The sequence below is a fragment of the Agromyces sp. GL_144 genome, from assembly GCF_057834305.1.
The window spans coordinates 2,274,728-2,288,913 of record NZ_CM174399.1 but is presented as its reverse complement, the minus strand read 5'-3'; the positions used below and the strand labels follow the sequence as shown (position 1 = coordinate 2,288,913).

Annotated in this window: 12 protein-coding genes; 2 read left to right on the top strand and 10 right to left on the bottom strand. The window is 70.9% G+C overall.

Annotated elements, in window-relative coordinates:
* Window positions 1-42: 42 nt before the first annotated feature.
* From AC3IPY_RS10365 to AC3IPY_RS10355, 3 genes are all read right to left on the bottom strand, one after another.
* Complete coding sequence (locus AC3IPY_RS10365; protein ID WP_489184212.1) at window positions 43-1,503, bottom strand: flotillin family protein; 1,461 nt, start codon at window positions 1,501-1,503, stop codon at window positions 43-45.
* A 71-nt stretch (window positions 1,504-1,574) separates the two neighbouring features.
* Window positions 1,575-2,045 (bottom strand): NfeD family protein, encoded by a 471-nt coding sequence (locus AC3IPY_RS10360; protein WP_489184211.1) that lies wholly within the window; start codon window positions 2,043-2,045, stop codon window positions 1,575-1,577.
* A 109-nt stretch (window positions 2,046-2,154) separates the two neighbouring features.
* A complete protein-coding gene (locus AC3IPY_RS10355; RefSeq protein ID WP_489184210.1) occupies window positions 2,155-2,916 on the bottom strand; it encodes a hypothetical protein in 762 nt (253 codons plus the stop codon).
* Between the two features lie 119 nt (window positions 2,917-3,035).
* On the opposite strand from AC3IPY_RS10355, the gene AC3IPY_RS10350 reads away from it, so the two are divergent.
* On the top strand, window positions 3,036-4,880 hold the full coding sequence (locus tag AC3IPY_RS10350) for a bifunctional 3'-5' exonuclease/DNA polymerase (RefSeq protein WP_489184209.1): 1,845 nt from the start codon (window positions 3,036-3,038) through the stop codon (window positions 4,878-4,880).
* On the opposite strand, the gene AC3IPY_RS10345 is transcribed toward AC3IPY_RS10350, so the two are convergent.
* The gene (locus tag AC3IPY_RS10345; protein WP_489184208.1) at window positions 4,859-5,536 is read right to left on the bottom strand and encodes a PadR family transcriptional regulator; all 678 of its coding nucleotides are present in this window, start codon (window positions 5,534-5,536) and stop codon (window positions 4,859-4,861) included. The two genes, AC3IPY_RS10350 and AC3IPY_RS10345, sit on opposite strands and share 22 nt — an antisense overlap.
* A gap of 251 nt (window positions 5,537-5,787) precedes the next feature.
* Between AC3IPY_RS10345 and AC3IPY_RS10340 the strand changes: the two genes are divergently transcribed.
* Window positions 5,788-6,309: a DUF3145 domain-containing protein gene (locus AC3IPY_RS10340; protein ID WP_489184207.1), complete on the top strand. Its 522-nt coding sequence runs from the start codon at window positions 5,788-5,790 to the stop codon at window positions 6,307-6,309.
* A gap of 165 nt (window positions 6,310-6,474) precedes the next feature.
* Here AC3IPY_RS10340 and AC3IPY_RS10335 read toward each other — a convergent pair whose 3' ends face one another.
* The 6 genes from AC3IPY_RS10335 to aceE form a co-directional block, all read right to left on the bottom strand.
* Complete coding sequence (locus AC3IPY_RS10335) at window positions 6,475-7,710, bottom strand: beta-ketoacyl-[acyl-carrier-protein] synthase family protein (RefSeq protein WP_489184206.1); 1,236 nt, start codon at window positions 7,708-7,710, stop codon at window positions 6,475-6,477.
* A gap of 79 nt (window positions 7,711-7,789) precedes the next feature.
* Complete coding sequence (locus AC3IPY_RS10330) at window positions 7,790-8,038, bottom strand: acyl carrier protein (RefSeq protein ID WP_489184205.1); 249 nt, start codon at window positions 8,036-8,038, stop codon at window positions 7,790-7,792.
* A 68-nt stretch (window positions 8,039-8,106) separates the two neighbouring features.
* The gene (locus tag AC3IPY_RS10325; protein WP_489184204.1) at window positions 8,107-9,111 is read right to left on the bottom strand and encodes a beta-ketoacyl-ACP synthase III; all 1,005 of its coding nucleotides are present in this window, start codon (window positions 9,109-9,111) and stop codon (window positions 8,107-8,109) included.
* A 30-nt stretch (window positions 9,112-9,141) separates the two neighbouring features.
* Window positions 9,142-10,062 (bottom strand): ACP S-malonyltransferase, encoded by a 921-nt coding sequence (locus AC3IPY_RS10320; RefSeq protein ID WP_489184203.1) that lies wholly within the window; start codon window positions 10,060-10,062, stop codon window positions 9,142-9,144.
* A 135-nt stretch (window positions 10,063-10,197) separates the two neighbouring features.
* The gene (locus tag AC3IPY_RS10315) at window positions 10,198-11,403 is read right to left on the bottom strand and encodes a PucR family transcriptional regulator (RefSeq protein WP_489184202.1); all 1,206 of its coding nucleotides are present in this window, start codon (window positions 11,401-11,403) and stop codon (window positions 10,198-10,200) included.
* A gap of 6 nt (window positions 11,404-11,409) precedes the next feature.
* The gene (gene aceE / locus AC3IPY_RS10310; protein WP_489184201.1) at window positions 11,410-14,136 is read right to left on the bottom strand and encodes a pyruvate dehydrogenase (acetyl-transferring), homodimeric type; all 2,727 of its coding nucleotides are present in this window, start codon (window positions 14,134-14,136) and stop codon (window positions 11,410-11,412) included.
* Window positions 14,137-14,186 lie beyond the last annotated feature (50 nt).

Here is a 14,186-nt window from a genome sequence, read left to right as displayed (position 1 = left end):
GCCGGATGCGCGGCATCCGGCGCTTCGCCCATCTGTACCCAGTTACTTCGCGGTGGACTCGCCGCCCTTGGCGAGGTTTGCTCCGGCGAACCCCGAGAGGATCGTGCTGAGGTCGAGGCCGGTGAGCGACTTCACGACCTCGGTGCCCTCGCCGAGCACCTGACCGACCGTCTTGGTGACGGCGCTCGCGCCGTCGGTCGAGACGACCGTGAGCGTGTCGATGTTCGAGATCGGCTCGGCCGCGGCACGGACGATCTCTGGCAGACGCGAGATGATCTCTTGGGCGAGGGCGGCCTCGCCGTACTTCTTGAGCGCCTCGGCCTTGGCATCGATGGCCGTCGCCTCGGCGAGACCCTCGGCCTGCACGGCTGCGGCGCGCGCCTCACCGTCGGCACGGATACCGGCCGCAAGGGCGACCTGACGGTCGCGCTCGGCCTCACCGGCGAACCGCACGGCGGTGGCGCTGGCCTCGGCGTCTTGCACGGCGGCCACCTTGTTGGCCTCGGCGATCTTCGTGCGCTTGAACGCCTCGGCCTCGGTCGAGGCGTTCGTGGCGTCACGCTGGGCCGTGGCCCGCTGCACTTCGGCGTACGCCTCGGCCTCCGCGGGCTTGCGGATCTCGATGTCGAGCCGCTCCTGCGTGACGAGCGCCTGCTCGGAGAGGGCGTCGCGTTCCTGCACGGCGACGAGCTTGTCCTGCTCGGCCTTGGCGAGCTGGCCGGCGGCTGCGGCGTTCTCGTTCGCGCGGTCGGTCTCGGCCTTGATGTTGGCCTGTCGGAGGCTCAGCGCCTTCTGGCGCTCGGCGACCTGCTCGGCGGCGTCGATGCGGGCGAATTCGCTCACACGCGCGGCCTCGGCCTCGCTGACCTCGGCGACCTGGCGGGCACGGGCGGCCTCGGCGCGGCCGAGGTTCGCGAGGTAGTCGCTGCCGGGGGTCGAGATGTCGGAGATGTTCAGCAGGTCGACCTGCAGGCCCTGTTCGACGAGGTCGGTCTTCGTCTCGGCGACGACACGGTCGGAGAGGCTCTTGCGGTCGGAGATGATCTGCTCGATGGTCATGTCGCCGACGATCGAGCGCAGCGAGCCCTCGAGCGACTCGCGGATGATGTCGGTCAGCGTGCCCTGCTGCGAGAGGAAGCGCTGGGCGGCCCGCCGCACGCCGTCTTCGGTGCCGCTGACCTTGAAGTTGATCGAGGCCTTGATCGCGATCTTGATGCGGTGCTTGTCGACGCCCTCGACGGTGATGCCGATCTGGCGCTGCTCGAGCGAGATCGAGAAGCCCTGCTGCAGGATGGGCCAGACGAACGTGCGCCCGCCGATCACCACGCGCTGCCCCGACGAGGTGTCGGGGTCGCGGCGACCGGCGCCGCGCCCGACGATCACGAGCGCCTCGTTCGGCGGGACCCGGCGGATGCGACGGGCGATGAAGACGAGGAGGGCGAGCAGGGCGATGACGATCGCGATGATCGAGATCACCTGGATCGTGGTCGAGTCCAGCAACATGATGCCTTTCGGGTTGGGGTCGTGATGCCCGCCGGGTGCGGGAACGAGCGTTGTGGGCGGCGGGGTCGCCGTCAGCCGGCGACGACCTTGACGCGGCTGCCGGCGTGCTCGACGACCACGATGCGCGTGCCCTCGGGGATCGGCTCGTCGGAGAACGCGAGGCGACGCTCGATCTCGCCCGGGCCGTCGAGGCTCACCTCGCCGCCGGCGGGCGAGATGTCGGACCGGGCCACGCCCGTGAGGCCGAGCGCGGAGGCGGGCACCCCGTCGGAGCTGTTCGTGAGGTTGCGCACGACGAGGGCCGAGAACACGTAGGCGACGATGCCGAGCACGATCGCGAGCACGTACGCCCAGACGATGTCGAGTCCGGAGGTGGCCGTGAGCGCGCCGGACGCGCCGAACACCACGAGGCCGACCGAGAGCGCCGTTCCGGAGATCGCCCCGTCGCCGACGTCGAAGTGGTCGAGGATGTCCCCGAGGATCAACGAGATGAGCAGCAGCACGAGGCCGATACCGCCGACGATGAGGAACGGGAGGAGCATCCACAGGCCTTTCTGCGCGCAGGGGCTCGTGCGGGGGCGTGCACGGGTTCAGCAACTCTACCGGGCCGCGTGCGCTCGGGAGGCCGTTCTCCACAGGTGCGGGGCGGGGTCAGGAGGCTTCGGATGCCGCGACGGTGACCGCCTCGACCGCGGCATCGCCGCGCAGTTCGCGCATGCGGTCGACGACGGCATCGACGACCGCGGCGGTGAGCGAACGGCACACGATGCTGTTCGCGCCGAGCGACTCCAGTCCGCCGGCACGGATTCGGATGACCTCCCAGCCGACCTCGTTGAGCGCCTCGTCCTTCTCGAGGTCGGACGCCTCCTTGAGTCCGAGATGCGCGCGCCGTGATCGGCCGGCGTCGTCGTACTCGACGGCGATGCGCAGCTGCGGCACCAGGATGTCGGGCCAGACCTCCCGACGCCCGTAGAACGTGCGGGCGATGTGCACGGCGTTCACCCGATGGTGCAGGCGGACGCGTTCGCCGAGCATCGCGCGCAGGCGCTGCTCGGTCATCGACGTGCCCGTGCGCAGGCCCGGCTTCATGAAGGCGACGCCCGCTTCGCGCAGGGGCGCGGGAGCCACGGCGCCGGCGCGGCACTTGGCGCAGCCGGTCGAGGTGAGCACCTCGCTCACCGTGGCGCGGTAGCGGTCGTGCCCTCGCGTGCAGCGCCAGTCGTATTCGGCGCCGATGCGCGTCTCGCCCGCCAGCCTGGCGCGCTGGGCCGGCGCGACCCTGCGGAGCAGTTCGGCGCGCGAGCGCTGCGTCTCGCCGATGAGCATGCAGAGCGGACAGGGGCGGCGCATGGCGAGCACCCCGGGTTCGTCGCGCACTGCGCCGTGCCCGCACCGGAAGTTCACCGTGACCATCGGCCGTCCATCTGCTCGTGCATGCGTCCGATCCTGCCCTCGCCCACCGACATCCGCTCGTCAAGCCCGGCGTGGTCGCCGGCGATGCCCATGTCGGTGCCGCCGAGGAGAATGGGGGCATGCAGATCGCCGTGGGCGTCGGCGGCGACGGTCGCGTGCAGTTCGTCGACGCGGCGCACCCCGACGACGTGCTGGCTGCGGCGCGACCCGAGGCTGCTGCGGCGGAGTTCCGCCGTCTCGAGTCCGAGTCCGCTCCACGCTGGGTCTGGTCCGACACCCGCCGGTGGTACCCGGCGCTCCTCGCGAGCGGGGTGCGGCTCGCACGGTGCCACGACCTCCGGCTCGCCGGGGCCATCCTCGATCATTCGACGTTCACCGCAGACGTCCGCGCTCGCGGTGCGCAGCCGGCCCCGTCCTGGCTCCCGCCGGGCCCGACGGTCGCAACCGACGTCACGCCGGTCGCGACCGGGTCGGCCCACGAGACCCTCTTCGACCTCGACGACTTCGACGCCGGTGGGCGAGCGGCGAGCGTGGGGACGGCGAGCGCCGAGACGAGCGGCGGCGCCGGTGAGCCCGGCACCTCGACCCCGCGCGAGCACGCACTCGGCGATCGAGACCGCGATCCCTCCGCGGCATCCGTCGTCGAAGAACACCGCAGGCAGACGGCGCTCGTCGAGGCGAGCACGGCGCCGGCGGCGCTCAGGCTCCTCGTCGCAGCCGAATCCGCCGGGGCGCTCATCGGCGCAGAGCTCAGCGCGGCCGGCCTGCCGTGGAGTCGCCGGGTGCACGAGTCGGTGCTCGAGGGCGAGCTCGGCGCGCGCCCGTCACCCGGGCGCAAGCCCGCGCGCATGGAGCAGGTGGCCGACGTCGTGCGAACGGCGCTCGACGCCCCCGCGCTGAACCTCGACTCCCAGGTCGACGTGCTGCGGGCGCTCCGTTCGGCGGGCGTGCCGACGAACTCGACCTCCAGATGGGAACTGCGCGAGCACGACCACCCGGCGATCGAGCCCCTCATGGCCTACAAGAAGCTCGCGAGGCTGCTGAGCGCCAATGGCTGGACCTGGCTCGACGAGTGGGTGCGCGACGATCGCTTCCGCCCCGAGTACGTGCCGGGCGGCACGGCCACCGGGCGCTGGGCGACGTCGGGCGGCGGCGCGCTCCAACTGCCGAAGCTCGTGCGCGGCGCGGTCGTCGCCGACCCCGGATGGACCTTGGTCGTCGCCGACGCGGCGCAGCTCGAGCCGCGCGTGCTCACCGGCATGGCGCGCGACGAGGCGATGGAGCGCGCCGGCCACGGGCGCGACCTCTACCGCGGCCTCGTCGACGCCGGAGTCGTCGGCACGCGCGACGAGGCCAAGATCGCGATCCTGGGCGCGATGTACGGCGCGACCACCGGCGACAGCGGGCGCCTCGTGCCACGACTCGCCCGCGCCTTCCCGAAGGCGATGCACCTCGTCGACGCTGCAGCGCGCGACGGCGAACGCGGCCTGCCGGTCACGACGCTGCTCGGCCGGTCCTCGCCGCTGCCACCGGCGGAATGGCGGCAGACCCAGTCGCGCGCGAGCCAGCCGGAGGCGACCGCGGCCGACGAGCGGCGGGCCAGGTCCTCGGCCCGCGACTGGGGGCGGTTCACGCGCAACTTCGTCGTGCAGGGCAGCGCGGCCGAGTGGGCCCTCTGCTGGATGGCCGACCTCAGGGCCAAGCTGCACGACCTGGGTGAACGTCGCGTCGCCGAGATCGCCCCGGCTGCGGCATCCGGCCCGGTGTTCGAGGCCGCACCGCATCTCGTGTACTTCCTCCATGACGAGATCATCGTGCACACGCCGAAGGCGCTGGCCGACGAGGTGGCCGAGGCCGTGCGCACGTCGGCGGTGACGGCCGGCCGGCTGCTGTTCGGCGGCTTCCCGGTCGGCTTCCCGCTCGACCTCGAGGTCGTCGACAGCTACGGTGCGGCCGAGTCCTGAAGCGAGAGATCGGCGGATGCCTCGGCGTCGACGGATGCCTCTGCCGCGGCCCTGCCCGGTCGACGTCCGCGCCTCGGGCGCTCCGTGCTCGGCTCGAATGCGAGTGCGGCCGAAGCCGAGCCCTCGCGAACGGCCTCGAGCCAGGCGATGGCGCTCTCGGCGCGGGCGACCTCGGCGCGGGCTGCGAGCGCGACGAGCCGGTGCTCCGGGCCGGAGCCGCCCGCATCGGCCTCTGCCGCGTGCGCCGCGGCGACGGCCGACTCGGCGCGCGACGCCGCGTCATCGCGCCGGATCCGCCACCGGTCGAGCTCGGCCTCGACGACGGAGTCCGCGTCGAACCGGGGGAGCGAGCAGGAGATGAGCACGCGATCCACGCTCTCGTCCCACGGGTCTGCGCCCGAGGCATCCGCGCCGTTCAGCCAGGCAGCCGAGGCGGCGCGACCCGACGACGTGAGGCGGTGCAGCGGCAGCCCGTCGTCGGTGCTGCCGGCCGGTTCGATGAGGCCCTGCTTGGTGAGGCGCTCGAGCGTGGCGTAGGTCTGGCCGACGTTGACCGACCGCCGCGCCCCGGTCCGCTCGGTCAGCCCGCCGTGCAGGGCGAACCCGTATGCCGGGCCCATCGACAACAGCACGAGCAGCGCGTCGCGAACGGCCATGGCGCCTCCTTCAGGATGCTTGCGGAACGGATGTCGCAGCGCAACGCGGAACGGATCCGGAACTCTTCACCGAGCATACGGTTCTCGCCCGGTGCGAGGCGATCATCCCGACCGGTGCGGCGAACCTTGTCAGATCGGCCGATCCGGGGCATAATCGCGGATGACGGCTCGCCGTCCACAATCGAACACATACCGCCATCCGCAGGTTCCGAGGTCGTAGGGGAAGACGCACCTCGAGAACGGAGACGGAGATGGCAGAGACGTTGTCGCGGGTCGTGCGCCCCGCGCAAGGAGTGCTGTTCGTGCACTCTGCACCGCGCGCGCTGTGCCCGCATGTCGAGTGGGCCGCTGGTCGAGCCCTCGGCACGGCGGTGAACTTCGACTGGAGCGAGCAGCCCGTCTATCGCGGCCTCATGCGTGCGGAGTTCCACTGGGAGGGCGACGCCGGCAGCGGCGCGCGCATCGCATCCGCCCTCCGCGGGTGGGAGCAGCTGCGCTACGAGGTGAGTGAGGACCCCACGCCCGGCTCCGACGGTGCACGCTGGATGCACACCCCCGAGCTCGGCGTGTACTTCGCCCAGACGGATGTCGCAGGCAACACCGTCATCGGCGAGGATCGCATCCGCTACGCCATGGAGATCGCCGGCGCCGACCCGGTCGAGCTCCACCGCGAACTCCGGCTCGCCCTCGGACAGGCCTGGGACGATGAGCTCGAGCCCTTCCGCCATGCGAGCGACTTCGCTCCCGTCGTCTGGTTGCACCAGGTGGGGTGAGCAGAGCCTCGGCCCGCGTGCTGGCGTCCCGCGCCGTCGGATGAGAGCTTCCCGGTGAGCGCACGAACGAAACCCGCGGACCGTCGACGAGAAGACCCCGGTGTCGGATGACACCGGGGTCTTCGCCTGCAGCGGATGCCGCGGCATCCGCTCGTGGGTCGTGCGTTACACCGAGCGGAACACGGCGACCGCGTTGTGCCCGCCGAAGCCGAACGAGTTCGAGATGGCGAGCTGCGGGCCATCGCCGAGCGGCTGCGCCTCGCCGGAGACGAGCAGCGGGATCGCCGGGTCCTGCTCGGTGAGGTTGATCGTCGGCGGCGCGAGGCGATCCTGCAGCGCGAGCACCGTGAAGACGGCCTCGAGCGCACCGGTGCCGCCGAGCAGGTGGCCGGTCGACGCCTTGGTCGCCGAGACGGGGATCTCGTGCACCCGGTCGCCGAACACGCTGTGCAGCGCGGTGTACTCGGCGATGTCGCCGACGGGCGTGCTCGTCGCGTGCGCGTTGATGTGGGTGACCTCGTCGGGCGTCGCACCTGCCTGCGCGAGCGCGTCGAGCACGGCACGGCTCGCGCCGCGCCCCTCGGGGTCATTGGCGGTGATGTGGTACGAGTCCGCGCTCACGGCACCGCCGGCGAGCTCGGCGTAGATGTGCGCGCCGCGGGCGAGTGCGTGTTCCTCGGTCTCGATGACGAGGCTCGCCGCCCCCTCGCCCATGACGAAGCCGTCGCGGTCGACGCTGTAGGGGCGCGATGCGTGCTCGGGGTCGTCGTTGCGCTTGGAGAGCGCCTGCATCGACGAGAACGAGGCGAGCGTGATCGGGTGCACCGCGGATTCGGAGCCGCCCGCGATGACGACGTCGGCGAGCCCGAGCTGCAGGTGCTCGTAGGCGTTCGCGATGGACTCGGTGCTCGAGGCGCAGGCCGAGGCGACCGTGCGCGCGAAGGCGCGCGCGTGGAAGTGCATCGAGATGGCCGCGGATGCCGCGTTGGGCATGAGCATCGGCACGGTCATGGGCAGCACGCGGCGGGGACCGCGCTCGCGCAGGGTGTCCCACGCGTCGAGCAGGGTCCAGATGCCGCCGATGCCGGTGGCGTAGTCGACGCCGAGCCGCTCGGGGGCGACCTCGGGGGCACCCGCGTCGGCCCAGGCCTCCATGGCGGAGATGAGGGCGAACTGGCTCGACGGGTCGAGCCGCTTCGCGACGGGACGCTCGAGCACCGTTTCGGGGCGCACCTTCGCCTCGGCGGCGAACCGCACGGGCAGGTCGTACTGCTCGACCCAGTCGTGCTCGAGGCTGTGGGTGCCGGACTCGCCGGCGAGCAGGGCTTTCCAACTGTCACGGGCGGTGCCGCCGAGCGGCGAGGTCGCGCCGATGCCCGTGATCACGATCTTCTTGGTCATACGAGAAACACTCCGATGGGAGGAACGGGCGAACTGATCGAGCGGGCCGGGCGATGCCGCGGCCCGCTCCACGCAGCGACTAGGCCTGGGCCTTGACGATGAAGTCGACGGCGTCGCCGACGGTCTTGAGGTTCTTGACCTCTTCGTCGGGGATCTTGACGTCGAACTTCTCTTCGGCGTTGACCACGATGGTCATCATCGAGATCGAGTCGATGTCGAGGTCGTCGGTGAACGACTTGCCCAGCTCAACCGTGTCGGTCGCGATGCCGGTCTCGTCGTTGATGAGCTCGGCCAGGCCGGCAAGCACTTCTTCGGTGGACAATGCCATGGGTTCTTCTCCTTGATGGGTGTCTCGTTTTGACCGAGAGCCAGTCTAGATGGACAGGGGTCGGCGGTTCAGGGCAGAACCACCACTTGGGCGCCGAACACGAGGCCGGCGCCGAAGCCGATCTGGAGGGCGAGGCCCCCGGAAAGCTCAGGGTGCTCGTCGAGCAGACGGTGCGTCGCGAGCGGGATGGATGCGGCCGAGGTGTTGCCGGTCGTGGCGATGTCGCGCGCGATGACGACCGACTCGGGCAGCTTCAGCTGCTTCGCGAACTCGTCGATGATGCGCATGTTCGCCTGGTGCGGGATGAACGCGGCGAGGTCGGCCGCCGTGACGCCGGCCGCGTCGAGCGCCTGCTTGGCGACCTTCGCCATGTCCCAGACCGCCCAGCGGAAGACCGTCTGGCCCTCCTGGCGGAGCGTCGGCCATTCGGCCGCGCCGTCGCGGAACTCGGTGAGGGTGGCGTTCATGCCGACCGCGCCGGCCTTCGACCCGTCGGAGCCCCAGATCGTGCGGGCGATGCCGGGGAAGTCGCTCGGGCCGATGACCACGGCGCCCGCGCCGTCGCCGAGGAGGAACGAGATCGAGCGGTCGGTCGGGTCGACCACGTCGGAGAGCTTCTCGGCGCCGATCACGAGCGCGTAGTGCGCGACGCCGGTGCGAATGAGGGCGTCGGCCTGGGCGACCGCGTAGGCGTAGCCGGCGCAGGCCGCGTTCGTGTCGTAGGCCGCGGCCGGGTTCGAGCCGACCCGATCGGCGACGACGGCCGCCATCGACGGCGTCTGCCGCACGTTCGAGATCGTCGCGATGATCACGAGGTCGATGAGCTCGGGAGCGACGCCCGACTTCTCGATCGCCTCGCGTGCGGCGTCGGTCGCGAGGTCGAGCGCCGAGACCTCGGCGCCGGCACGCGTTCGCGTGATGATGCCGGTGCGCTGCTGGATCCACTCGTCTGAGGAGTCGATCGGCCCGACGAGGTCGTCGTTGGGCACGGCATTCTCGCCGCGGGCGGCGCCGACGGCGTAGATGCGGGTGTAGGCGGGGCCGTGCGACTGCTGCAGGGTGGGCTTGGTCATGTTCGACATTCTCTCGTGGACGGCGCCGCGTCAGGCGGCCTGCTCGATGAGCTCGATGGCGGCCGGCAGGTCGTCGGGTGTCTTCACCGCGACGGTCGGCACGCCCTTCAGCGCACGCTTGGCGAGGCCGACGAGGGCGCCGGCCGGCGCGAGTTCGATGATGCCGGTCACGCCCGCCTCGGCGAACGAGCCCATGCAGAGGTCCCAGCGCACCGGCGAGGAGACCTGGCCGACGAGCAGGTCGACGAACGCCGACCCGGATGCCACGGTGCTGCCGTCGCGGTTCGTCCAGAGCGTCTGCGCGGGGTCCGCGGGAGCCAGCGTCGCGGCGACCGACGTGAGGTGCTCGACCGCTGGGCGCATGTAGCGCGTGTGGAAGGCCCCAGCGACCTGCAGGGGGATCACGCGCGAGCCGGCCGGGGGCTCGGCCTTCAGCGTGTCGAGCGCGTCGACGGCGCCGGCGACCACGATCTGGCCGCCGCCGTTGAAGTTCGCGGGCTCGAGCCCGAGCTCCTCGAATCGGGCGAGCAGCGCGGTCTCGTCGCCGCCGAGCACGGCGCTCATGCCGGTCGGGGTCTGCGCCGCCGCATGCGCCATGGCCCGGCCGCGCTCGCCCACGAAGCGCATGGCGTCGGTGGCGCTGAGCACGCCCGCACCGGCGGCGGCCGTGATCTCGCCGACGGAGTGTCCGGCGATGCCGCCGATGCGCGCATCGCGGCCGTCGGCCAGGAGCGCGTCGAGCGTGAGCAGGCCCGCCGCGACGATGAGCGGCTGCGCGACGGCCGTGTCGCGGATGGTCTCGGCGTCGCTCTCGGTGCCGTGCAGCGCGAGGTCGACACCGGCCGCCTCGGAGTAGGCCGCCAGACGCTCGGCCCGCGAGGGGTCGACGATCCAGGGGGAGAGGAATCCGGGGGTCTGCGAGCCCTGACCAGGGCAGACGACGACGATCACGTCCCCTAGTCTGCCAACGACCGGTGGCCGACGTGTGTGTCGATGCGACAAGCTCTTCGAAGAAGCTTTGTGCGCGTCACACAGCATGGGGGGCGGCCGAAGTTCGGAGCGAACGACGGCGGCGGCGGCGAGGCGTCAGTTCGTGCGTCGTCGCGGGGGGTGCTCGTGGTCGCTCATCGACCCGATGATGAGCGCCGACTGGAGGATCAGCGCTTCGCGAGCGCCGGTGGCGTCCCAGCCGATCACGTCGGAGACGCGCTTCAGGCGATAGCGCACCGTGTTCGGGTGCACGAAGAGTTCGCGGGCGGTGGCCTCGAGCGAGCGGCCGTTGTCGAGGTAGCTCCAGAGCGTGGTCAGCAGCTCGGTCGAGTGCGCCTGGAGCGGACGGTAGATGCGGTGCACGAGCGTCGCCCTGGCCAACGGGTCGCCGGCGAGCGCGCGCTCGGGCAGCAGATCGTCGGCGTGCACCGGCCGCGGCGCGTGCCGCCAGGAGCGGGCGACGGCGAACCCCGCGAGGGCCGCCTTCGCGCTCTTGGATGCGTCGACGAGGTTCGGCACCTCGTGGCCGAGCACGAGGTGACCCGGGCCGAAGTGTCCCTCGAGCTGCGTGGCGAACTCCATGAAGGACATCGCGGGGGAGGTGCCGACCTCGTCGGGCTGCCGGCCGAGATGCTCGGAGCGGCCGATGACGAGCACGAGGCGATTGCCCTGCACGCCGATGAGCACGTCGGCCTGCATGTGCCGGGCGACCCGTCGCACGTGGTCGACGTCGAGCTGCTTGGGCGCCGTGCCGACGAGCACCGCGACCTCGCCGTGCCCGTGCCAGCCCAGAGCCGCGATGCGGCTCGGGAGCTCGTCGTCGTACTCGCCCGAGAGGATCGAGTCGACGACGAGCGCCTCGAGGCGCGCATCCCACAGTCCACGGGCCTCGGCGGCACGCGCGTAGACGTCGGCCGCGGCGAACGCGATCTCGCGGGAGTAGAGGAGGATCGCCTCGCGCAACGGCTCGCCGCCGTCCTTCACGCGGTCCTCGACGACCTCGACGGTGACGCGGATGAGCTGCAGCGTCTGCTGCAGGCTCACTGAGCGCAGCAGTTCGCGTGGGGCCGCGCCGAACACGTCGGCCGCGATCCACGGTGTCGACTGAGGATCTTCGAACCAGGCGATGAACGACGAGATGCCGGCCTGGGCCACGAGGCCCACGGCCGAGCGTCGGCTCGGGGGCATGTCCCCGTACCAGGACAGGTTGTCCTCCAGGCGCTTCAGCGTCTGGGTCGACAGTTCACCCGCGATGGTTCGCAACCACGCGAGGGTCTCGTCCTTGGTACGGGGCTTCGCCACCTTCTGCTAGCTCTCGCCGCCGGCGGAGCCGGTCGTGCCGGCGTTGACGTCGTGCAGGCGGTACTTCTCGATTGCCTGCGCCGGAACCGAGGTGTCGAGCTCACCGCGCGCGACGAGCTGCTCGAGGGCGCGGACCACGACCGACGGTCCGTCGATCTTGAAGAACCGGCGGGCCGCGGCGCGCGTGTCGGAGAAGCCGAAGTCGTCGGCGCCGAGCGTCGCGAAGTCGCCGGGCACGTAGGCGCGGATCTGATCGGGGACGGCGTGCATGTAATCGGACACCGCGACGAACGGACCCGCTGCGCCCGAGAGCTTCGACGTCACGTAGGGCACGCGCGGCTCGGCATCGGGGTTCAGGAAGTTGTGCTCGTCGGCGGCGATGCCGTCGCGTCGCAGCTCGGCCCAGCTCGTGACGGACCAGACGTCGGCCGAGACGCCCCAGTCCTCGGCGAGGAGCTGCTGGGCCTCGAGCGCCCAGGGCACCGCGACACCGGATGCGAGGATCTGCGCGGTCGGGCCGTTGCCGTTGCCGGCGGCGACCCTGTGGATGCCGCGGAGGATGCCGTCGACGTCGACGCCCTCGGGCTCGGCGGGCTGAACGATCGGCTCGTTGTACACCGTCAGGTAGTACATGACGTTCGGGTCGGCGTGCGAGCCGCCGTACATGCGCTCGAGGCCGGCGCGCATGATGTGCCCGATCTCGTAGCCGTACGCCGGGTCGTAGCTGACGACGGCCGGGTTGGTCGAGGCCAGGAGCGGCGAGTGGCCGTCGGCGTGCTGCAGGCCCTCACCGGTGAGCGTGGTGCGGCCGGCGGTCGCGCCGATGATGAAGCCGCGCGCCATCTGGTCGCCCGCGGCCCACATGGCGTCGCCCGTGCGCTGGAAGCCGAACATCGAGTAGAAGACGTAGACCGGGATGAGCGGTTCGCCCTGCGTCGCGTACGACGTGCCGATGTTCGTGAACGCCGCGAACGCGCCCGCCTCATTGATGCCGACGTGCACGATCTGGCCCTGCGGGCTCTCCTTGTAGGCGAGCAGCAGTTCACGGTCGACCGAGGTGTAGTGCTGGCCGTTCGGGTTGTAGATCTTCGCCGTCGGGAAGAAGGCGTCGATGCCGAACGTGCGGGCCTCGTCGGGGATGATCGGCACGATGCGGTGGCCGAAGTCCTTCGAGCGGATGAGGTCCTTCAGCAGCCGGACGAACGCCATGGTCGTGGCGATCTCCTGCGTGCCGGAGCCCTTCTTCGAGATCGCGTAGGCCGAGTCGTCGGGCAGCGAGATCTCGACGTGCTTCGTGCGGCGCTCGGGGACATACCCGCCGAGGGCGCGGCGACGCTCCTGGAGGTACTGGATCGCCTCGTCGTCCTGGCCCGGGTGATAGTACGGCGGCAGGTACGGGTTCTCCTCGAGCTGCGCGTCGGAGATGGGGATGCGCATCTCGTCGCGGAAGCCCTTGAGGTTGTCGAGGGTCATCTTCTTCATCTGGTGCGTCGCGTTGCGCCCCTCGAAGGACTTGCCGAGGCCGTAGCCCTTGATGGTCTTCGCGAGGATGACCGTGGGCTGGCCCTTGTGCTCGGTGGCCGCCTTGAACGCCGCGTAGATCTTGCGGTAGTCGTGGCCACCGCGCTTGAGGCCCCAGACCTCGTCGTCGCTGAGGTGCGACACGAGCTCGAGTGCGCGCGGGTCGCGACCGAAGAAGTTCTCGCGCACGTACGCGCCGGATTCGGTCTTGTACGTCTGGTAGTCGCCGTCGGGCGTGACGTTCATGAGGTTGCGCAGCGCGCCGTCGTGGTCGCGGGCGAGCAGGTCGTCCCACTCACGGCCCCAGACGACCTTGATGACGTTCCAGCCCGCGCCGCGGAAGTAGCTCTCGAGCTCCTGGATGATCTTGCCGTTGCCGCGCACCGGTCCGTCGAGGCGCTGCAGGTTGCAGTTGATCACGAAGTTGAGGTTGTCGAGACCCTCGTTCGCGGCGACCTGGAGCTGACCGCGGCTCTCGACCTCGTCCATCTCGCCGTCGCCGAGGAACGCCCAGACCTGCTGGTCGGAGGCGTCCTTGATGCCGCGGTTGGTGAGGTAGCGGTTCAGCTGCGCCTGGTAGATCGCGTTGATCGGGCCGAGGCCCATCGACACGGTCGGGAACTGCCAGAACTCGGGCATGAGACGCGGGTGCGGGTAGGAGGAGAGCCCGTGCGGGGCCCGGGACTTCTCTTGACGGAAGCCGTCGAGGTCGGTGTCGCTGAGACGCCCCTCGAGGAACGCGCGGGCGTACATGCCGGGGGAGGCGTGACCCTGGAAGAAGACCTGGTCGCCGCCGCCGGGGTGGTCTTGACCGCGGAAGAAGTGGTTGAGGCCGACCTCGTAGAGCGATGCGGCGCCCGCGTAGGTGGAGATGTGACCGCCGACGGCGATGTCGGGGCGCTGGGCACGGTGCACGAGCACCGCGGCGTTCCAGCGCAGCCAGGCGCGGTACCGGCGCTCGATGTCCTCGTCGCCGGGGAACTCGGGCTCGTTCTCGGGCGCGATGGTGTTCAGGTAGTCGGTCGTGGGAACCATGGGCACGCCGAGGTGCAGTTCCTTCGAACGCTTGAGCAGGCTCAGCATGATCTCGCGGCCACGCTGATGTCCCTTCTGCGCGACGAGGGCGTCAAGGGACTCCGCCCACTCGGATGTCTCATCCGGGTCGGAGTCCAATGCCTCGACGGAGTAGGGGTCCTGGTCGTTGACAGTCACACTCGACCTCTCTCTTCTGCGGCTCGTGACCGCTGGGGTGTGGGGGTGCT

Bases quoted from the DNA above. Each gene is read 5' to 3' on its own strand.
- AC3IPY_RS10365 (WP_489184212.1), bottom strand. From the start codon at position 1,503: ATGTTGCTGGACTCGACCACGATCCAGGTGATCTCGATCATCGCGATC.
- AC3IPY_RS10360 (WP_489184211.1), bottom strand. From the start codon at position 2,045: ATGCTCCTCCCGTTCCTCATCGTCGGCGGTATCGGCCTCGTGCTGCTG.
- AC3IPY_RS10355 (WP_489184210.1), bottom strand. From the start codon at position 2,916: ATGGTCACGGTGAACTTCCGGTGCGGGCACGGCGCAGTGCGCGACGAA.
- AC3IPY_RS10350 (WP_489184209.1), top strand. From the start codon at position 3,036: ATGCAGATCGCCGTGGGCGTCGGCGGCGACGGTCGCGTGCAGTTCGTC.
- AC3IPY_RS10345 (WP_489184208.1), bottom strand. From the start codon at position 5,536: ATGGCCGTTCGCGACGCGCTGCTCGTGCTGTTGTCGATGGGCCCGGCA.
- AC3IPY_RS10340 (WP_489184207.1), top strand. From the start codon at position 5,788: ATGGCAGAGACGTTGTCGCGGGTCGTGCGCCCCGCGCAAGGAGTGCTG.
- AC3IPY_RS10335 (WP_489184206.1), bottom strand. From the start codon at position 7,710: ATGACCAAGAAGATCGTGATCACGGGCATCGGCGCGACCTCGCCGCTC.
- AC3IPY_RS10330 (WP_489184205.1), bottom strand. From the start codon at position 8,038: ATGGCATTGTCCACCGAAGAAGTGCTTGCCGGCCTGGCCGAGCTCATC.
- AC3IPY_RS10325 (WP_489184204.1), bottom strand. From the start codon at position 9,111: ATGACCAAGCCCACCCTGCAGCAGTCGCACGGCCCCGCCTACACCCGC.